Here is a 15135-nt window from a genome sequence, read left to right on the forward strand (position 1 = left end):
CGATCCGACACCGCGACGGTGATTTCGTGCCGGTGATTGCGGGTACCCGACCCACCGTGACCCAGTTGGATGAGAAGACGCTCGCGTTCGCGCATCGCATGTTCGACCTGGCGCGTTTCGGGGACGCCCCGGAGCTGACCGCCAACGTGACGGCGGGCCTGCCGCCCAATCTGACCAACGACAAGGGCGACACCCTGTTGATCCTCGCCGCCTACCACGATCACCCGGAGACGGTCGCCGCGCTGCTGGAGCATGGCGCCGACCCGAACCGGGTCAACGACCGCGGCCAGACCGCCCTGTCGGCGGCGGTGTTCCGGCAGAACCCGATCACGGTGCAGACGCTACTTGCCGCCGGCGCCGACCCGGACGGCGGTTCCCCGTCGGCGCTGGCCATCGCCGAGTACTTCCGGCTCCCGGAGATGGCCGCCCTGCTGCGTTAGCTGTTGCGCGGACGGCGGGCCACCACGAGCAGATGGGTGTCCGGCCAGTCGAGGGGCGCGCCGTCGAGCTCGGTGAGCGTGGCGACCGGAGCGATCCGGTTGTCGACGATCCAGTCGTTGCGGATCGGGGCGGACGCGGCGTCCAGCTCGAACCCGGCCTCGGCCAGCAGCTGCGCCCACTCGGTGAAGGACAGGCCGCAGAACTGCTCCTTCGTCTCGGAGAGCCAGTTGTCGACGTAGTCCTTGCGGGTCAGGAAGTCCATGGCCGCGCCCAACTCCAGCCGGACCGTGTCGTCGCCGACGGCCTCGAACGTGAACGGGAACGAGAAGTCGACCGCGAACTGGTCCAGCCGCGCCCGGGTGGACAGGCTCGACACGTACCGCTTGATCTCCCCGGAGTCGAGAGTCGCGAGATCACGCCGCGGCTCGGCGGGGTTGTCACCGTCGCCGTCGGCCAGCCGCAGCAGCACCGGCCGGCGGCGATCGGCGGGCCCGCAGACGTCGCTGTTGATCCAGACGCCGCCGGGCGCGGTGTGGTCGAAGATGCGCCGGGCGAACTGGAGCAACGACGCGCGCTGCCGGCCGTACGACCAGATCTCGTGGGTCAGCGCGAAGGTGAGCGTGGTGTCCACCGACCGGTCGGCGAAGATCGCGCCGCCGAGGACGTTGCGCTGGTAGAAGTACACGTTGGCGTTGCGGAAGACACCCTGCGCCTTCTTGTGCACGCATTCGGAGTACAGGTGCCGGGCGACCTCGACGCCGATCAGGTCGCTCTCGTGCAGGCCGGGCTCGCGGTCGGCGAGCTCGAGGACCGCACCGGCGCCGCAACCGATGTCGACGATCCGGCCGGGCCGCACGTGCCGGCGGACCGCGGCCCACTTGCGGTCGGCGGCGTCGGCGAAGGCCTCCACGTACGTCCGGTAGTCGCGGGTGGCGGTCAGCCCGCCCTCGTCGCCGACGAGCGGGTCGTTGACCACGGTGCGGACCGTGTCGGTCAGCCGGTACCGCTCGTAGACGTCGATGGTGGCGGGGTGGGCCAGTTTGCGCCACGTCTCGTCGCCGGCGGCCAGTCTCAGCAGCACGTCCCAGGGGCGTTCGGGCGTTGTACGCAACTCCGGATCCGCCTCGACCAGGGCGATCGGGAAGCCGATCCGCTCGTAGAGCTTCGCCACCTCCGGCGTGGAGCAGGCGACCACGGTGTCGGCCGGGGTCAGGTCGATCCCGGTGGCCACCGCGATGCTCTTGAGGGTCACCTCGGCGAACGCGTCGGTGGGCGCGGTGTCGAAGACCGGCACGACGAGTGACCGCAGGCCGCTGACCACGCTGAACCGCTCGATCGCCGCTTCCCGCCGGTGGTACGGGACGGGGTTGCGCCGGGTGTTGTCGTGGTTCGCCGACGTCACCGCCCAGACGACGGTGGCGCCGGTGTCCGCCGCGAGCCGATGCAGGTATTCGGCCTGGAAGGCGGTCAGCAGGTGGTGGCGGCCGGGGAACAGCACGAAGCGTGGCGGCAGGCTGATGTGGATCACCTCATGGTTGGACCGGCTTCGGAGCATACCGGTCTTCGGGACCCGCCGCCGAGCTGATCGAAAGTCCCGAAACTATCGGTAGCCGAACGTCACTGTGCACACTGCTGAAGGTTTCAACTCCACCGAGCCCTACGTCTTGACATCGGCGTTTGCCGCTCCATATTTTGAGCGACATCTTTCGGAAACATACCGAAACTTTCGATAATTGAGAGGTGGGCTCCATGGCACCTAGAAGGACCCTTGCGATGGCGGTCGTGGCGGCGCTCAGTGCCATGGGCATGGCCGCGTGCACCGGCAGCGACGACGGCGACAAAGGAGGCGGCGGCAACGTCGAGATGCAGCTGTGGCACAACGCCACCACAGGCCCGGGCAAGGCGTTCTGGGACAAGACGGTCGCCGACTTCCAGACCGCCAACCCGAACGTCAAGATCAAGATCCAGCAGGTGCAGAACGAGGACCTGGACGGCAAGCTGCAGACCGCGCTGAACTCCGGCTCCGCGCCGGACATCTTCCTGCAGCGCGGCGGCGGCAAGATGGCCGCGATGGTCGAGGCCGGCCAGCTCAAGGACATCACCGCGGACATCAGCGACGCCACCAAGCAGGCGGTCGGCGAGGCGGCCCTCAAGACCGGGCAGGTCGACGGCAAGGCGTACTCCATCCCGGTCTCGATCCTGCCCGGTGGTCTCTGGTACTCCAAGGACGTGTTCACCAAGGCCGGTGTCACCGCGCCGCCGACCACCATCGAGGAGCTCAACGCCGCGGTCACCAAGCTCAAGGCCAACGGCACGCCGATCGCCCTCGGCGGCAAGGACGCCTGGCCGGCCGCCCACTGGTACTACTTCTTCGCCCTGCGCGCGTGCAGCCCGGCCGCCCTCGACGCCGCGGCCAAGGACAAGACGTTCACCGACGCGTGCTGGACCAAGGCCGGTGAGGACCTCAAGGCGTTCGCCGACACCAAGCCGTTCAACGAGGGCTTCCTGACCACCTCGGCCCAGCAGGGCGCGGGCAGCTCGGCCGGCCTGGTCGCCAACTACAAGGCGAGCATGGAGCTGATGGGCGCCTGGGACCCGGGTGTCATCGCCTCCCTCACCAAGGACGCCAAGCCGCTGCCCGATCTCGGCTACTTCCCGTTCCCGGCGGTGCCGGGCGGCCAGGGCGACCCGGCCGCGATCATGGGCGGGGCGGACGGCTACTCCTGCTCGGCGCAGGCGCCGAAGGAGTGCAGCGACTTCCTGAACTACATCCTCACCAAGGACGTGCAGGAGGGCTACTACAAGGCGTTCAACGCGCTGCCGGTCAGCAAGGAGGCCCAGGGCGCGGTCACCGAGGACTACCTGAAGGCGGTTCTCGACGCCTACAACAAGGCGCCGTACGTGTCGCAGTGGCTGGACACGATCTACGGCCAGAACGTCGGCAACGCGCTCAACGTCGGCGTGGTGAACCTGCTCGCCGGCAAGGGTGACGTCGCCGGGATCCTGCAGGCCGTCAACGACGCGGCCAAGAAGGGCTGAGTGTCTCGGTGTCCCTGACAACCGACAGTCGAGTCCGGGACGGGGGTGGCGTCGCGGCGCCGCCCCCGGCCCGGCCCCGCCGGCGCGGCATCGGCTGGGCACAGCGCCTCGAGATCGTGGCGCTGTCCGGCCCGGCCGTCCTGATGTTCGTCGGCTTCGTGATCACCCCGGTCATCCTGGCCGGCTACTACGGGTTCTACCGGTGGAAGGGCTTCGGCCCGCCGACGAACTTCGTGGGGTTCGACAACTACGTCACCATCCTGCAGGACAAGCTGTTCCACGAGGCGCTGTGGCACAACGCCCAGATCGTGGTGCTGTCGCTGGTCCTCCAGGGACCGATCGCACTCGTCTTCGCGCTGCTGCTCAACCAGCGGATGCGCGGCCAGTCGATCATCCGGGTGCTGATCTTCGTCCCGTACGTGATCTCCGAGGTCATCACCGGCACCGCCTGGGCCCTGCTGCTGCAGAGCGAGGGCGCGCTCAACGGCGTCCTGCGGTCGATCGGCATGGACGGGCTGACCCAGGACTGGCTGGCGAACCCGGCCCTGGCCATCTGGACGCTGATGGCCATCCTGACCTGGAAGTACGTCGGATTCGCGGTGATCCTCTTCCTGGCCGGCATGCAGAACATCCCGGAGGAGCTGGCCGAGGCCGCCGCGATGGACGGCGCCACCTACTGGCAGACCCAGTGGCGGATCACGCTGCCGCTGCTCGGGCCGACCATCCGGATCTGGGGCTTCCTGTCGGTCATCGGCGCGCTGCAGCTGTTCGACCTGGTCTACATCATCTGGGGCCAGTACGTCGCCTCGACCGCCGGCACGTCGACCATGGCGACGTACATGGTCTCCGAGGGCCGCAACGCCGGCAACTACGGGTACGGCAACGCGGTGGCGGTCGTGCTCTTCTTCATCTCGATGATCATCGCGCTCGTGTACCAGCGTTTCGTGCTGCGCCGGGACACCCAGGGCGCGCTCACCGGAGGACGGTAGACATGGCCACGACCACCCACGCCCCGCGCGGCAATCCGGTCGTCTACGTCGCCGCACTCGCCCTCATCGGTGTCATGCTCGGCCCGGTCGTCTACATCATCATCGGGGGCTTCCGGACCAACTCGCAGATCACCGTCGATCCCGCCGGTCTGCCCGACCCGTGGCAGTTCGGCAACTACGCCGACGTCCTGACCGGTGACACCTTCTGGCTCCAGGTCACCAACTCGACGATCGTCGCCGTGATCACCACGGCCGGCGTGGTCACGCTGGGAGTGATGGCGAGCTACGTGCTGGCCCGCTATCACTTCCGGGGCCGGGGGGCGTTGTACGCGCTGTTCGCGGCCGGCCTGATGTTCCCGCCGACCGTCGCGATCACCCCGCTGTACGTCCTGATCAAGAACCTGGGGCTGGTGAACACGCTGCCCGGCATCATCCTGCCGCAGATCGCCTTCACCCTGCCGACCACGGTCATCATCCTCGTGCCGTTCCTGCAGGCGATCCCGAAGGAGCTCGAGGAGGCCGCCGCCATCGACCGCTGCAGCCGGCTCGGCTTCTTCTGGCGGATGGTGCTGCCGCTGTCGGTGCCCGGCCTGATCACCGTCGGCATCCTCGCGTTCGTCAACAGCTGGAACAGCTACCTGCTGCCGCTGTTCATCCTGAACGACCAGGAGACGTTCACGCTGCCGCTGGGGGTGCAGGCCTTCGCCTCGCAGTACTCGGTGGACACCGCGAAGGTGCTCGCCTTCACATCGCTGTCGATGATCCCCGCCCTGGTGTTCTTCAGCCTCTTCGAGCGCCGCATCGTCGGCGGCCTCACCGGGGCGGTGAAAGGCTGAACAGTCAGCTCCGACCGGTATTCTTCGGCTCATGACCACATCGGCCCGGGGCCTCCAGTCACGCTCGCGGATCCTCGACGCCGCCGTCGCCTGCCTGCTGCGCGACGGCTACGCCCGGACCAGCACGATGTCGATCCAGGCCGAGGCGGGCATGTCGCGCGGACGGATGCTGCACCAGTTCCCCTCCAAGGAGGAGCTGCTGGTCGCGGCGGCGCACCACATCTTCGCCGCGCAACTGGAGGCGCCGGTGCCGGACCCGCTCACGTCACGGATCGCCGAGGCGTCCGGTCCGGGCGAGCGGATCGCCGTGGTCGTCGACTGCCTGTGGGCCGGCTTCCAGGAGCCCAGCTTCTGGGCGGCGACCGAGCTGTGGGTCGCCGCCCGGACCGAGCCGGCCCTGGCCGAGGCGATCCAGCCGGCCGAGCGGCGGCTCGGGCGGGCCATCCGCGAGCGGATGGACCAGCTCTTCGGGCCCGATCTGGTCGCCCGCCCCCTCTACCTTCCGGTGCGCCCGGTGCTGTTCACGAGCATGCGGGGTACGGCACTCAGCTACGCCTTCGACTCCCGGGATCCACGCGCCGAGCCGCTGCTGGAGCACTGGAAGGAGATCGCCCGGCACGCCCTCCTCACCTGACGCCTCTCACTGCCTTCCCGCTGCCTTCCTCGCAGCTCGAGAGCCATTACGACAGAGGGCACAAGCCCGTCCGTTCCGGGTCTTTCGTCATCCGCCGGTTGCCCCCGGTCCGGCGGCCTGCCCCACGCGGCCCGGGCGGCCTGTCCCGCGCGGCCCGGGCGGCCTGCCCCGCGCGGCCCAGGCGGCCTGCCCCGCGCGGCCCAGGCGGCCTGCCCCGCGCGGCCCAGGCGGCCTGCCCCGCGCGGCCCAGGCGGCCTGCCCTGCGCGGCCCAGGCGGCCTGCCCTGCGCGGCCCAGGCGGCCTGCCCTGCGCGGCCCAGGCGGCCTGCCCTGCGCGGCCCAGGCGGCCTGCCCTGCGCGGCCCAGGCGGCCTGCCCTGCGCGGCCCGGGCGGCCTGCCCTGCGCGGCCCGGCAAGCCGACGGCGGCAGCGTCGATCAGCGCACACAATCGGCGATCGTGTGCGCTGGCTACGCCCTGGCGCGGGCAGGCGCACACGTTGCACTGATCGTGAGCGTTCATCCCGCTCATGACGACTACGGGAGCACGCATTGCCGGACCGTGTGCTCTCATCCACGCTCCGGCCCACCGGAAGACTCACGCCCTCACACGCTCACGCCCTCACGCCCTCACGCCCTCACACGCTCACACGCTCACACGCTCACACGCTCACAGGACCTCCCCGCCGAACGGGGCCTGACCACAACGATCTCGTCCGGACTCCCCCACCCGAGCTTCGCCCGTTCACTCTTCGCCGCGCTGTAAACAGACAGCCTTGACTGTTTCCAGGTCGGCGAGCAAGACTCAGCGAGTTCGATTCGCCGCCCGAAGGGAACACGCCGTGAGACTCACTCGGCATGACGTCGCGCTCATCACCGGCGGCGCGTCCGGCCTCGGCCTCGCCACGGTGCAGGCGCTCGCCGCCCAGGGCGCGAAGGTGGTGATCGTCGATCTCCCGTCGTCGGACGGCAAGGCGATCGCCGACGGCCTCGGCGCACGTTTCGTCCCCGCCGACGTGACCAGCGAGGAGCCGGTGCGGGCCGCCCTCGACGCCGCCGACGAGCTGGGCACTCTGCGGGTCGCGGTGAACTGCGCGGGCATCGGCACGGCGGCACGCGTCGTCGGCAAGAACGGCCCGTTCCCCCTGGACCTGTTCCGCCGCACCATCGAGGTCAACCTGATCGGCACGTTCAACGTGATCCGCCTGGCCACCGAACGCATCGCCGCCGCCGAGCCGGTCGACGGCGAGCGCGGCGTCATCGTCAACACGGCGTCGGTGGCGGCATTCGACGGGCAGATCGGCCAGGCCGCCTACTCCGCCTCCAAGGGTGGTGTCGCCGCGATGACCCTGCCGATCGCCCGCGAGCTGGCCAGGTCCCTGATCCGTGTCGTCACGATCGCGCCGGGCCTGTTCGAGACCCCGATGCTGGCCGGCCTCCCCGACGACGCGAAGGCCTCCCTCGGCGCCCAGGTCCCCCACCCGGCCCGCCTGGGCCGCCCGTCCGAGTTCGCCGACCTGGCCCTGGCGATCATCGGAAACCCGATGCTCAACGGCGAGACCATCCGCCTGGACGGCGCCATCCGGATGGCGCCGCGCTGACCGAACCCACAGGACCTGCCGGCGGCAATCACCTCACCCTGCGAAGCATCACGCGTTCAGGCGAGACGCCCTCCACTGTCGCTGGCACGCCGCACGACTGATTCCGACCTCCGGAATCAATGGGGCCGACGAACAGGAACGGCGAGCCACGTCGGCGCTGCTCGCGGTGATGAGTGCGGTTCGCGAATTCGGGCGATCGCTGACACAGCCATACGGAGCACCGGCCGGGGCCGTGCAGACCTACATCGAGGTGCCGTTCATTCTCGGCGATGGAAAATCCTTCCCGGACGGTCTGATCCGGGTGACTCGCGGCCAACGGCAGTGGACGGCACTGGTCGAGGTCAAGACCGGATCGAACGAGTTGAAGGCCGAGCAACTGGAGCGATATCTCGACATCGCCAGAGAGCAGGGCTTCGACGCTCTCATCACGATCTCGAACGAGGTTCCGCCGATGGCCGGGCAACACCCGACACGAATCGACAAACGCAAGTTGCGGAAGGTCGCGCTGCACCACATTCCCTGGTCAGAAGTGCTGACCGTGGCCGTGATGCAAAAGGAGTACCGGGGTGTCGCCGACCCCGACCAGGCCTGGATCCTCGGTGAGCTGATCCGCTACCTGGAACACCCCAAGTCGGGTGCGCTCGAATTCGACGACATGGGACCGTCCTGGGTGCCGGTCCGGGAATCCGTCAGCGCCGGAACGCTCCGCCCGTCCGATGCCGCAGTGCCGGACATCGCCGGACGGTTCGACGCGCTGATGCGGTACGCGGGACTACGGCTCGGGAGGCAGTTGGGCACCGACGTCGTTCCGGCTCTGACACGCAAAGAGCTGTCCGAGCCGATGACCCGGACCCAGACTCTCGTCAGCCAGCTCGCCACCACCAGCTCGATGACGGCGGCGCTTCGGATCCCCGGTGCGGTCGGCACCTTGTCGGTGACCGCGGATCTGCGCGCCGCGAGAATCACTTGCCACGTCGATGTGGAGGCGCCGAGGGAGGGCCGGCCGACGACTCGGGTCAACTGGCTGGTCCGTCAATTGAAGGATGCGCCGGAAACGGTCCGGCTGGAGTCCTATGCCGTACACGCTCGGGGCACGGGCTGTGCCGAACTGCTACGGGTGGTCCGGGAGAATCCCTCGACACTGATCGGTGACCCGACGAAGGAACTGCGCACGTTCCGGGTCGCGCTGACCTCGATCGCCGGGACGAAACGAGGACGCGGGAGAGGGGCGTTCATCGACTCGGTGCTCGACGCCATCGACGACTTCTACAGTCAGGTCATCCAGAACCTGAAGCCGTGGGATGCCCGCGCCTCCGAGAATGCGGGTGTACGAGTCGCAGCTCTCGGCCAGGAACGAGGACCTCGTCGTCACGACGTTGCTGGTCCCGGCGCGCCCCGAGCTGGCGGCGGTCTCGTCCACCGCCGTCCGGGGCGCTTGAACCAGCCGTCGATCAACTCGGACTCGGCGCGTGATCCGAGAGTTCAGCGGCACCGGCGGGCAGGAGATCTATTCCCTTCGGAGCGAGATCAAGTGCACCTTCCCGTTCGATGATCGCCGCCCACTCGCGGGCCAGGGCGTCGGCTGCTTTGCGGCCCTTCACCTTGCGGCGGATCACGGGCTTCTCGTCGGGGTCGATGAGTTCGTAGGCGACGACCGTCCAGCGACCGGTGAGGGCACGGAACGGCCACACCACCGCCGTGGCCAGCAGGAAGAACGTCAACCTGAACAGCCACCACAGCGGGACCAGAACAATGACGAGGAGGAAGAACTCCGAGTCGACGGCGCCGAACTCGATTAGCGTCATACCCGTGGGGCCGCCACCGATCCACATGGCGCGGCGGCGGCCGACTCGCCACTTCACCCACTGACCGGACCGGGACCGGCACAGGATCTTCATGTCCTCGAGGGTGATCGCCTATGTCAACGGACGGCCGACCGGGAGGGATCAGGGTCATCGGGATCGTCCGGGCGCCGGCTATTACTGAGCTTTTGGAGTCAGGGTCAGGGCGGTGCCAGACCGCTGGTGGCGAGGAATCCTGAGGCGAGACTGGGCCGGTACTGCATCCGTTTGAGCCGGTTCTTCGCCACCCGGAACAGGTCGTCGATGCCGCCGGGTGCGAGGTTGGCCATGCTGCGTTTGAGGCTGGACCACATGTTCTCGACGGGGTTGAGTTCGGGGGCGTAGCCGGGGAGGCGGTAGACGCGCAGCCATGGTCGGGCGGTGATCAGGGCGCGCATCTTGGCGGACTTGTGCTGGGGCAGGCCGTCCCAGAGCAGGACGATCGGCGCGCCGAGATGCTGGTGGGCGGCGTCGAGCAGGTCAGCGAAGTGGTCTTCGCCGAAGCCTTTCGGCTCGCCTTTTCGTCCTCGGTGGACCATGGTGCGGTAGATGATCCGCGGCTGATGTCCGGCGCGGTAGGCGACGATCCCGGCGAGGGAGAGTTTGCGTCCGCCGCGGCCGGCGACGGTGACGATCGGGGTGGTGCCTCGCCGGGCCCAGGTCCGGGCCCGGGCTGGTCTCAGCGAGATGCCGGACTCGTCGGCGAAGCAGATCCACGCGCCCAGCCTGCGCGCGACTCTTTTACCGCGGGCCACTGATACCGCTTGAAATGGTCGATGGCGGCCTCGTCGCGTTCGGCGGCCCGGTGGACCGGCTGTTGCGGCGTGTAGCCAGCGCGGCGCAGCGTTTCCCACACGGTGGCGATGCCGACGGTGAGGTGGAACATCCGGCCGATCAGCGTGCGGACCCGGGCCAGCGTCCAGCGCTGGTCCTCGTCCCAGCCCGCCGCGGCCGGGCCCTGCTCCAGTCTGTCGATCAGCTTCTGGACCTGGACCTCCGACAGCACGGGGTCGGGTCCGGGTGCCCCCTTGGAGGCCAGGGCCTGTTCACCGCCGGCCTTCCAGGCCCGCCGCCACGCGTACGCCGACTTCGTCGAGATCTCCAGCTCGGCGGCCACCTGCGGTGCGCTCACTCCGTCAGCGAACATGCGTGCCGCCTGCCGGCGTATCTGTTCCCGGCGGGCGCGTTGCTGCGGGCCGACCCCGCCGCCATCCCCGTATCGCATGCCCTAAATAGACACCGCTGCCATACAGCTAGGAATCACCCAAAGCGGCGATATGGACATGCGAGTGACCTCAACTCCGATAGCTCAGTAAGCGGGGTGTCGGCATGGCCGGGGCACCTCTCAGATACGGCGGAAATAGGTGTGATAACTGGCGTCGTCACCGAGAAGGAGCGGCTCGAACAGGACGTCGCCGAGCGTGAAGGTGAGCGGGCGAGGGCCGGGCGTGGCGGTGGCGGGATCCGCGGTGAACTGCAGGTAGTCGGTGGCCGGGGACTTGGCGACCAGGGTCAGCGGGCCGTAGAGCAGCGCCTGCAGTGACGGGTCGTCGATGGTGGACTCGGTGTGCAGACGGAACGGGAAGGAGACCTCGACCCTGTCGCCGGTACGCCAGTCCCGCTGGAGACTCGCGTAACCGTTTTCGGTCACCCGTACCCCCGCGATCCTGCCGTTGATCTTGATTGTGAAGTCCTGCCGTGCCCACGACGGAACCCGCAGCCGCAGGTCGAACCGCGCCCGGCCGGTGATCGTCAGCGTCGCCGACGGCGACCGCGGGTAGTCGCCGGCCAGGGCGACCGTGACGCCCCGCTCGGCCCACCGCAGCGTCGAGGCGATGTAGAGGTTGACGTAGAGCGTGCCGTTGTCGGGTGATCGGAACCAGACAGCTTCCTGGTATTTGGTGTGGTTCTCGAGACCGGTGCCGCCGCAGCAGGTGCCGATGTTGCCGTAGCCGCGCCGCACTCCCGGCCCGACCGGAAGCATGTAGGTGACCTGCGGATCCGTGGTGCTGTCGGCGTCCCGCCGCGATCCGAGGATCTGGTTGACCAGCGTCCGTTCGTAGTAGTCGAAGAACCGCGCGTCCGGGCTGAGGGCGAACAGGTTCCGGGCGACCTTGAGCATGTTGTACGCCGCACACGTCTCCGCGTTGGTCGAGGTGACGATGCTGCCGGCGATCACGTCCCGCTCACGGAACACCTCGCCCTGGCCGGTCCCGCCGTGCGCGTAGGTGCGGTGCCGCACCACCATGTCGTAGAAGTTCGCGGCCGCCGCCCGGTAGTCACGGCTCGCGCCCTGCTCGAACATCCGCAGGTAGCCGAGGAACTGTGGGATGTGCTGGTTGGCGTGCCTGCCGTCGAGCGTGTCGGTGTTCGCGGCGCAGTCGGCGAGCAGCTTCGTGTTGTCGAAGTAGGCCGCCGTGGTGAGGAACCTCGTATCACCGGTGAGGGTGGCGAGGTCGGCCATCACCTCGTTCATGCCGCCGTACTCCCCCGCGATGTAGAGCGACCACATTCGGTCAAGCTGCTCGCGCGGGAGCCTACTGAGCCGGGCATGCACCCACTCCCCCATGCCCCTGGCCACCACGAGAGCCGTGGCGTTGCCACCGAGGGTGTACGCGTCGAGCAGCCCGCGCATGATCTTGTGGCAGGTGTAGTAGGGCGCCCAGATCGCCGGATAGGTCACATACTGTTCGAGCTGGATGAACTGGGTCTCCGGGTAGGCGGCCAGGAACCCGGCGTGGCTCGGGCCGGGCGGGCCGTCCACGCCGGTGACGACCGCGGCGTCCCAGCCCCGGCCGGACGAGTCGGCGACCGCGGTCCCGGCCGTCTCGTCGAACCTGTACCAGGCCAGGTTGCCGATCGCGGTGGCCAGCTCGCCGGCGGTCAGCGCCCGGTCGAACAGGTGGAACTCGTCGACGACCGCTTTGAGGCCGGCGTCGCCGTACTGGGAGCGGCCGATCCAGTTGTTCTTCGGGGCGCCCAGGTCGGCCGGGGTCAGGGTCATCGCCGGGTTGGTCCCGGCCACGACGCCGTTGACGTAGAGCGTTCCCACCCGGCCGTCCAGCGTGACGGCCAGGGTCACCCACTCACCGACCGGCAGCGGCGTGGTGACCGCGATGCGCTGCTCGCCGCCGCTGCCCGAGGTGGTGATCGCAAACCTGGGGCCGGTGCCGTCGTGGATCGTCAGGAACATGTTGACGGCCGGGCCCACGCCGAAGTCGAACGCCCGTGACCAGGTCCGCAACTCGTCGATCTTGAGCCGGATCACGATGGTGGCCGCCGTCAGGCCGTCGACCGTGGCGTCCGGCAGGCCCACGTACTGGCCGTCGCCGGACAGCTCCAGACCACCGTCGGCCCAGGTCGCGGGCGGTGGCGGCGTGCCCGGCAGGCCGACCTGGGCGGTCCACGCGTCCTGGCACTGCTTCAGAGCGGTGACAAGATGGTCGAGCTTCTCCTTGAACACCGTCTCGCCGGTGCCGGCCCAGGCCTGCGCCAGCATCGACAGGAAATGGCCGCTGTAGTGGCCACGCAGGTTGCCGGTCGCGTCGTCCCACCCGCCCGGCGGCTGTGCGCCGAGCGTGTCGAGGCCGGCGGCGGCCCGGAAGTTGGACAGGATCCGGTCGGCCGGATAGGCGCGGGCGTACACCAGGATCCGGTCGCGTTTCTCGGTGAAGACGCTCGGGGCCAGGTCGACCTGGTTCAGCGAGAACGGGACGGCCCGCCAAGAGCGAGGCACGGGCAGGCCGTTGACGGTGGTGGTGCACTCGGCGGGAGCGGCTGCGGCCGGCTGTGACGGGATCATGGTCGCTACCGTGGCGGCCGCGCCGGTCTGCAGCAAGAGCCTTCGGCTCATCGAGTGGTCGGTCATGCGGGGAATCACCTCTCGGGGGTCAGGGGGATCCAGACGCGCATCGTGGACGGGCCGCGGCGCGCCCACCGGTGGTAGGGGTGCAGGGCGACCCGGACCGGCGGGGCGTCGGCCGACGGCGCCGGGGGGCGGTAGGGCCAGTCGTGGTCGGCGTTCGCGGCGGGGCGGCAGGTGACCAGGACCGTGCCGTCCGCGTCGATCGGTACGGCGTCCCGGTCCAGGTGGAGCGCGTCGAACGCCACGTCCGGCGGTACGTCCACCGACTCCAGGCAGTACACGACGGGGCCACGTTCGACGGCGGCGGTGCCGCGTACCGCATCGATCCGCTCGTCGGCCGTGACCAGCCGCGGGTGGACCGGAAGCCGGAGTTGCAGGACCTGGCCCGCCGTGAAGTGGCGGCGCAGCTGCACGAGACCGCGACTGATCGGCAGGCCGTCCAGGGTGGCGCCGGACGCCCAGTCGGGAACGCGCAGGCTGAGCGTCCACGGGGTGTCCGGGCCGGCGACGATCCGGATCGAGATCAGGCCGTCGGCCGGGTACGCGGTGTCGATCTCCACGTGGTAGGCGCTGGTCCGGATGGTGGCCGAGGTGTACTGGTGGATCTGCAGGCCGTCGTCGTCGACGGTCGCCACGTAGGCGGCCAGGCTGGCGAAGGTGCGGGCCAGGTTGGTCGGGCAGCACGACACGTCGAACCACGGGGCGCGCAGGTTGGAGGCGGCCCGCGGGACCTGCACGTCGGCGGGCGGCTCGGCTCCGAGGGTCCGCTGGTGCAGGGTGTTGGTGTAGAAGAACCGGTCACCGCCGTCGCCGGGCGAGGTCGCGATCACGTTGAACAGCGTCCGCTCGATCAGGTCGGCGTAACGCGGATCGCCGTGCGCCAGCAGCAGCCGCCACGACAGCAGCATCGAGCCGACACCGGCACACGTCTCGCTGTAGGACCGGTCCGGCGGCAGCACGAAGTCCTCGCCGAACGCCTCGTCCTGGTGCCGGGAGCCCATACCCCCCGTGATGTAGGTGCGCCGGGCGACCGTGTTGCGCCACTGCCGGGTGACCGCGCCGAGCAGCGCCGCGTCGCCGGTCTCGACCGCCACGTCCACCGCGCCGGCCGCCAGATAGGTGGCCCGGACCGCATGGCCGCGGAACACGTCGGCGTCACGGACCGGGATGTCGTCCTGGAAGTAGGCGCGGCCGAACTCGATGTCGGCGAGGGTGCCGTGGCCGTGCCGCTCCACGAACAGGCGGGCCTGGTCGAGGTAACGGCGTGCCCCGGTCAGCCGGTAGAGCTCGACCAGCGCGATCTCGATCTCGGCGTGACCACAGATCCCGTTGCGCCCGTCCGGCCCGAACTCGTCGCACACGTGGTCGGCGGCCCGGATCGCGGCCTCCAGCAGCTCGTCGGGCCCGTAGGTGCGGGCCCGGGCCACGGCGGCCTGGATCAGATAGCCGAACGAGTAGAGCTCGTGACCCCACTCCAGGTCGCTGTAGCGCGGCGCCTGGCCGGGGCGGCCGTACTTGGTGTTGAGGTAGCCGTCCGGCTCCTGCGCGGCGACCACCCGGCGCATGATCGAGCGATAACGATTGTCGATCTCGGGATCGCGGGTCCGGCCGTACTCCCAGGCCAGCGCCTCCAGATACTTGTAGACCTCGGTGTCGGCGAACTCCCGCCCCCGCCGCTCCGCGCCCTCGAAGTTGGCCAGCCAGCCGGCCTTCTCCAGCCAGCGCTCGATGTGCGCCAGCGAGCGCGCCGCGTTGGTGTCCTGGCGCTGCTGCCAGAAGCCGGACCGCAGCGTCACCTCGCCCACGCCCAGCGGCCGCAGCCGGCCCCGGGTGGGGGCCACCGGCATGCCGGACACGGCGGTGGCCAGAGTTTCGTCGATCGTCATGAATATC

General features: G+C 69.4%; 13 protein-coding genes. 7 read left to right on the plus strand and 6 right to left on the minus strand.

The features are described from left to right. Positions 1 to 56: 56 nt before the first annotated feature. Complete coding sequence (locus tag ACQPZW_RS29470) at positions 57 to 440, plus strand: ankyrin repeat domain-containing protein (protein ID WP_433789281.1); 384 nt, start codon at positions 57 to 59, stop codon at positions 438 to 440. On the opposite strand, the gene ACQPZW_RS29475 is transcribed toward ACQPZW_RS29470, so the two are convergent. Beyond that, the gene (locus tag ACQPZW_RS29475; protein WP_433789282.1) at positions 437 to 1996 is read right to left on the minus strand and encodes a class I SAM-dependent methyltransferase; all 1560 of its coding nucleotides are present in this window, start codon (positions 1994 to 1996) and stop codon (positions 437 to 439) included. The two genes, ACQPZW_RS29470 and ACQPZW_RS29475, sit on opposite strands and share 4 nt — an antisense overlap. A gap of 218 nt (positions 1997 to 2214) precedes the next feature. Here ACQPZW_RS29475 and ACQPZW_RS29480 point away from each other — a divergent pair, with 218 nt between their 5' ends. From ACQPZW_RS29480 to ACQPZW_RS29505, 6 genes are all read left to right on the plus strand, one after another. Further along, positions 2215 to 3480, plus strand: a complete 1266-nt coding sequence (locus ACQPZW_RS29480; protein ID WP_433789283.1) for an ABC transporter substrate-binding protein — start codon at positions 2215 to 2217, stop codon at positions 3478 to 3480. 14 nt (positions 3481 to 3494) lie between these two features. Beyond that, the gene (locus ACQPZW_RS29485; protein WP_433797652.1) at positions 3495 to 4469 is read left to right on the plus strand and encodes a carbohydrate ABC transporter permease; all 975 of its coding nucleotides are present in this window, start codon (positions 3495 to 3497) and stop codon (positions 4467 to 4469) included. A 2-nt stretch (positions 4470 to 4471) separates the two neighbouring features. Continuing rightward, complete coding sequence (locus ACQPZW_RS29490) at positions 4472 to 5305, plus strand: carbohydrate ABC transporter permease (protein WP_433789284.1); 834 nt, start codon at positions 4472 to 4474, stop codon at positions 5303 to 5305. A gap of 31 nt (positions 5306 to 5336) precedes the next feature. Beyond that, positions 5337 to 5939, plus strand: a complete 603-nt coding sequence (locus ACQPZW_RS29495; RefSeq protein WP_433789285.1) for a TetR/AcrR family transcriptional regulator — start codon at positions 5337 to 5339, stop codon at positions 5937 to 5939. Between the two features lie 838 nt (positions 5940 to 6777). Further along, positions 6778 to 7536: a 3-hydroxyacyl-CoA dehydrogenase gene (locus tag ACQPZW_RS29500; RefSeq protein WP_433789286.1), complete on the plus strand. Its 759-nt coding sequence runs from the start codon at positions 6778 to 6780 to the stop codon at positions 7534 to 7536. Between the two features lie 232 nt (positions 7537 to 7768). Further along, the gene (locus tag ACQPZW_RS29505) at positions 7769 to 9088 is read left to right on the plus strand and encodes a stress response protein (protein ID WP_433789287.1); all 1320 of its coding nucleotides are present in this window, start codon (positions 7769 to 7771) and stop codon (positions 9086 to 9088) included. Here the strand turns inward: ACQPZW_RS29505 and ACQPZW_RS29510 are convergent. The 5 genes from ACQPZW_RS29510 to ACQPZW_RS29530 form a co-directional block, all read right to left on the minus strand. Next, the gene (locus tag ACQPZW_RS29510) at positions 8988 to 9368 is read right to left on the minus strand and encodes a hypothetical protein (protein ID WP_433789288.1); all 381 of its coding nucleotides are present in this window, start codon (positions 9366 to 9368) and stop codon (positions 8988 to 8990) included. The two genes, ACQPZW_RS29505 and ACQPZW_RS29510, sit on opposite strands and share 101 nt — an antisense overlap. Positions 9369 to 9538: 170 nt before the next feature. Next, entirely contained in the window at positions 9539 to 10132 is a 594-nt protein-coding gene (locus ACQPZW_RS29515) for an IS630 family transposase (protein ID WP_433788857.1), read from the minus strand. After that, positions 10057 to 10602: a helix-turn-helix domain-containing protein gene (locus tag ACQPZW_RS29520; protein ID WP_433788858.1), complete on the minus strand. Its 546-nt coding sequence runs from the start codon at positions 10600 to 10602 to the stop codon at positions 10057 to 10059. The genes ACQPZW_RS29515 and ACQPZW_RS29520 overlap by 76 nt, the downstream gene beginning before the upstream one ends. A 120-nt stretch (positions 10603 to 10722) precedes the next feature. Next, positions 10723 to 13230, minus strand: a complete 2508-nt coding sequence (locus ACQPZW_RS29525; protein ID WP_433789289.1) for a beta-L-arabinofuranosidase domain-containing protein — start codon at positions 13228 to 13230, stop codon at positions 10723 to 10725. A 23-nt stretch (positions 13231 to 13253) separates the two neighbouring features. Then, positions 13254 to 15128 carry a glycoside hydrolase family 127 protein gene (locus ACQPZW_RS29530; RefSeq protein ID WP_433789290.1) on the minus strand — a complete coding sequence of 625 codons (1875 nt, stop codon included), beginning with the start codon at positions 15126 to 15128 and terminating at the stop codon, positions 13254 to 13256. Positions 15129 to 15135: the final 7 nt, after the last annotated feature.

It is taken from the genome of Actinoplanes sp. CA-252034 (assembly GCF_050956125.1).
GTDB lineage: Bacteria > Actinomycetota > Actinomycetes > Mycobacteriales > Micromonosporaceae > Actinoplanes.

Bases quoted from the DNA above. Each gene is read 5' to 3' on its own strand.
- ACQPZW_RS29475 (WP_433789282.1), bottom strand. From the start codon at position 1,996: ATGCTCCGAAGCCGGTCCAACCATGAGGTGATCCACATCAGCCTGCCG.
- ACQPZW_RS29480 (WP_433789283.1), top strand. From the start codon at position 2,215: ATGGCGGTCGTGGCGGCGCTCAGTGCCATGGGCATGGCCGCGTGCACC.
- ACQPZW_RS29490 (WP_433789284.1), top strand. From the start codon at position 4,472: ATGGCCACGACCACCCACGCCCCGCGCGGCAATCCGGTCGTCTACGTC.
- ACQPZW_RS29495 (WP_433789285.1), top strand. From the start codon at position 5,337: ATGACCACATCGGCCCGGGGCCTCCAGTCACGCTCGCGGATCCTCGAC.
- ACQPZW_RS29510 (WP_433789288.1), bottom strand. From the start codon at position 9,368: ATGTGGATCGGTGGCGGCCCCACGGGTATGACGCTAATCGAGTTCGGC.
- ACQPZW_RS29520 (WP_433788858.1), bottom strand. From the start codon at position 10,602: ATGCGATACGGGGATGGCGGCGGGGTCGGCCCGCAGCAACGCGCCCGC.
- ACQPZW_RS29525 (WP_433789289.1), bottom strand. From the start codon at position 13,230: ATGAGCCGAAGGCTCTTGCTGCAGACCGGCGCGGCCGCCACGGTAGCG.
- ACQPZW_RS29530 (WP_433789290.1), bottom strand. From the start codon at position 15,128: ATGACGATCGACGAAACTCTGGCCACCGCCGTGTCCGGCATGCCGGTG.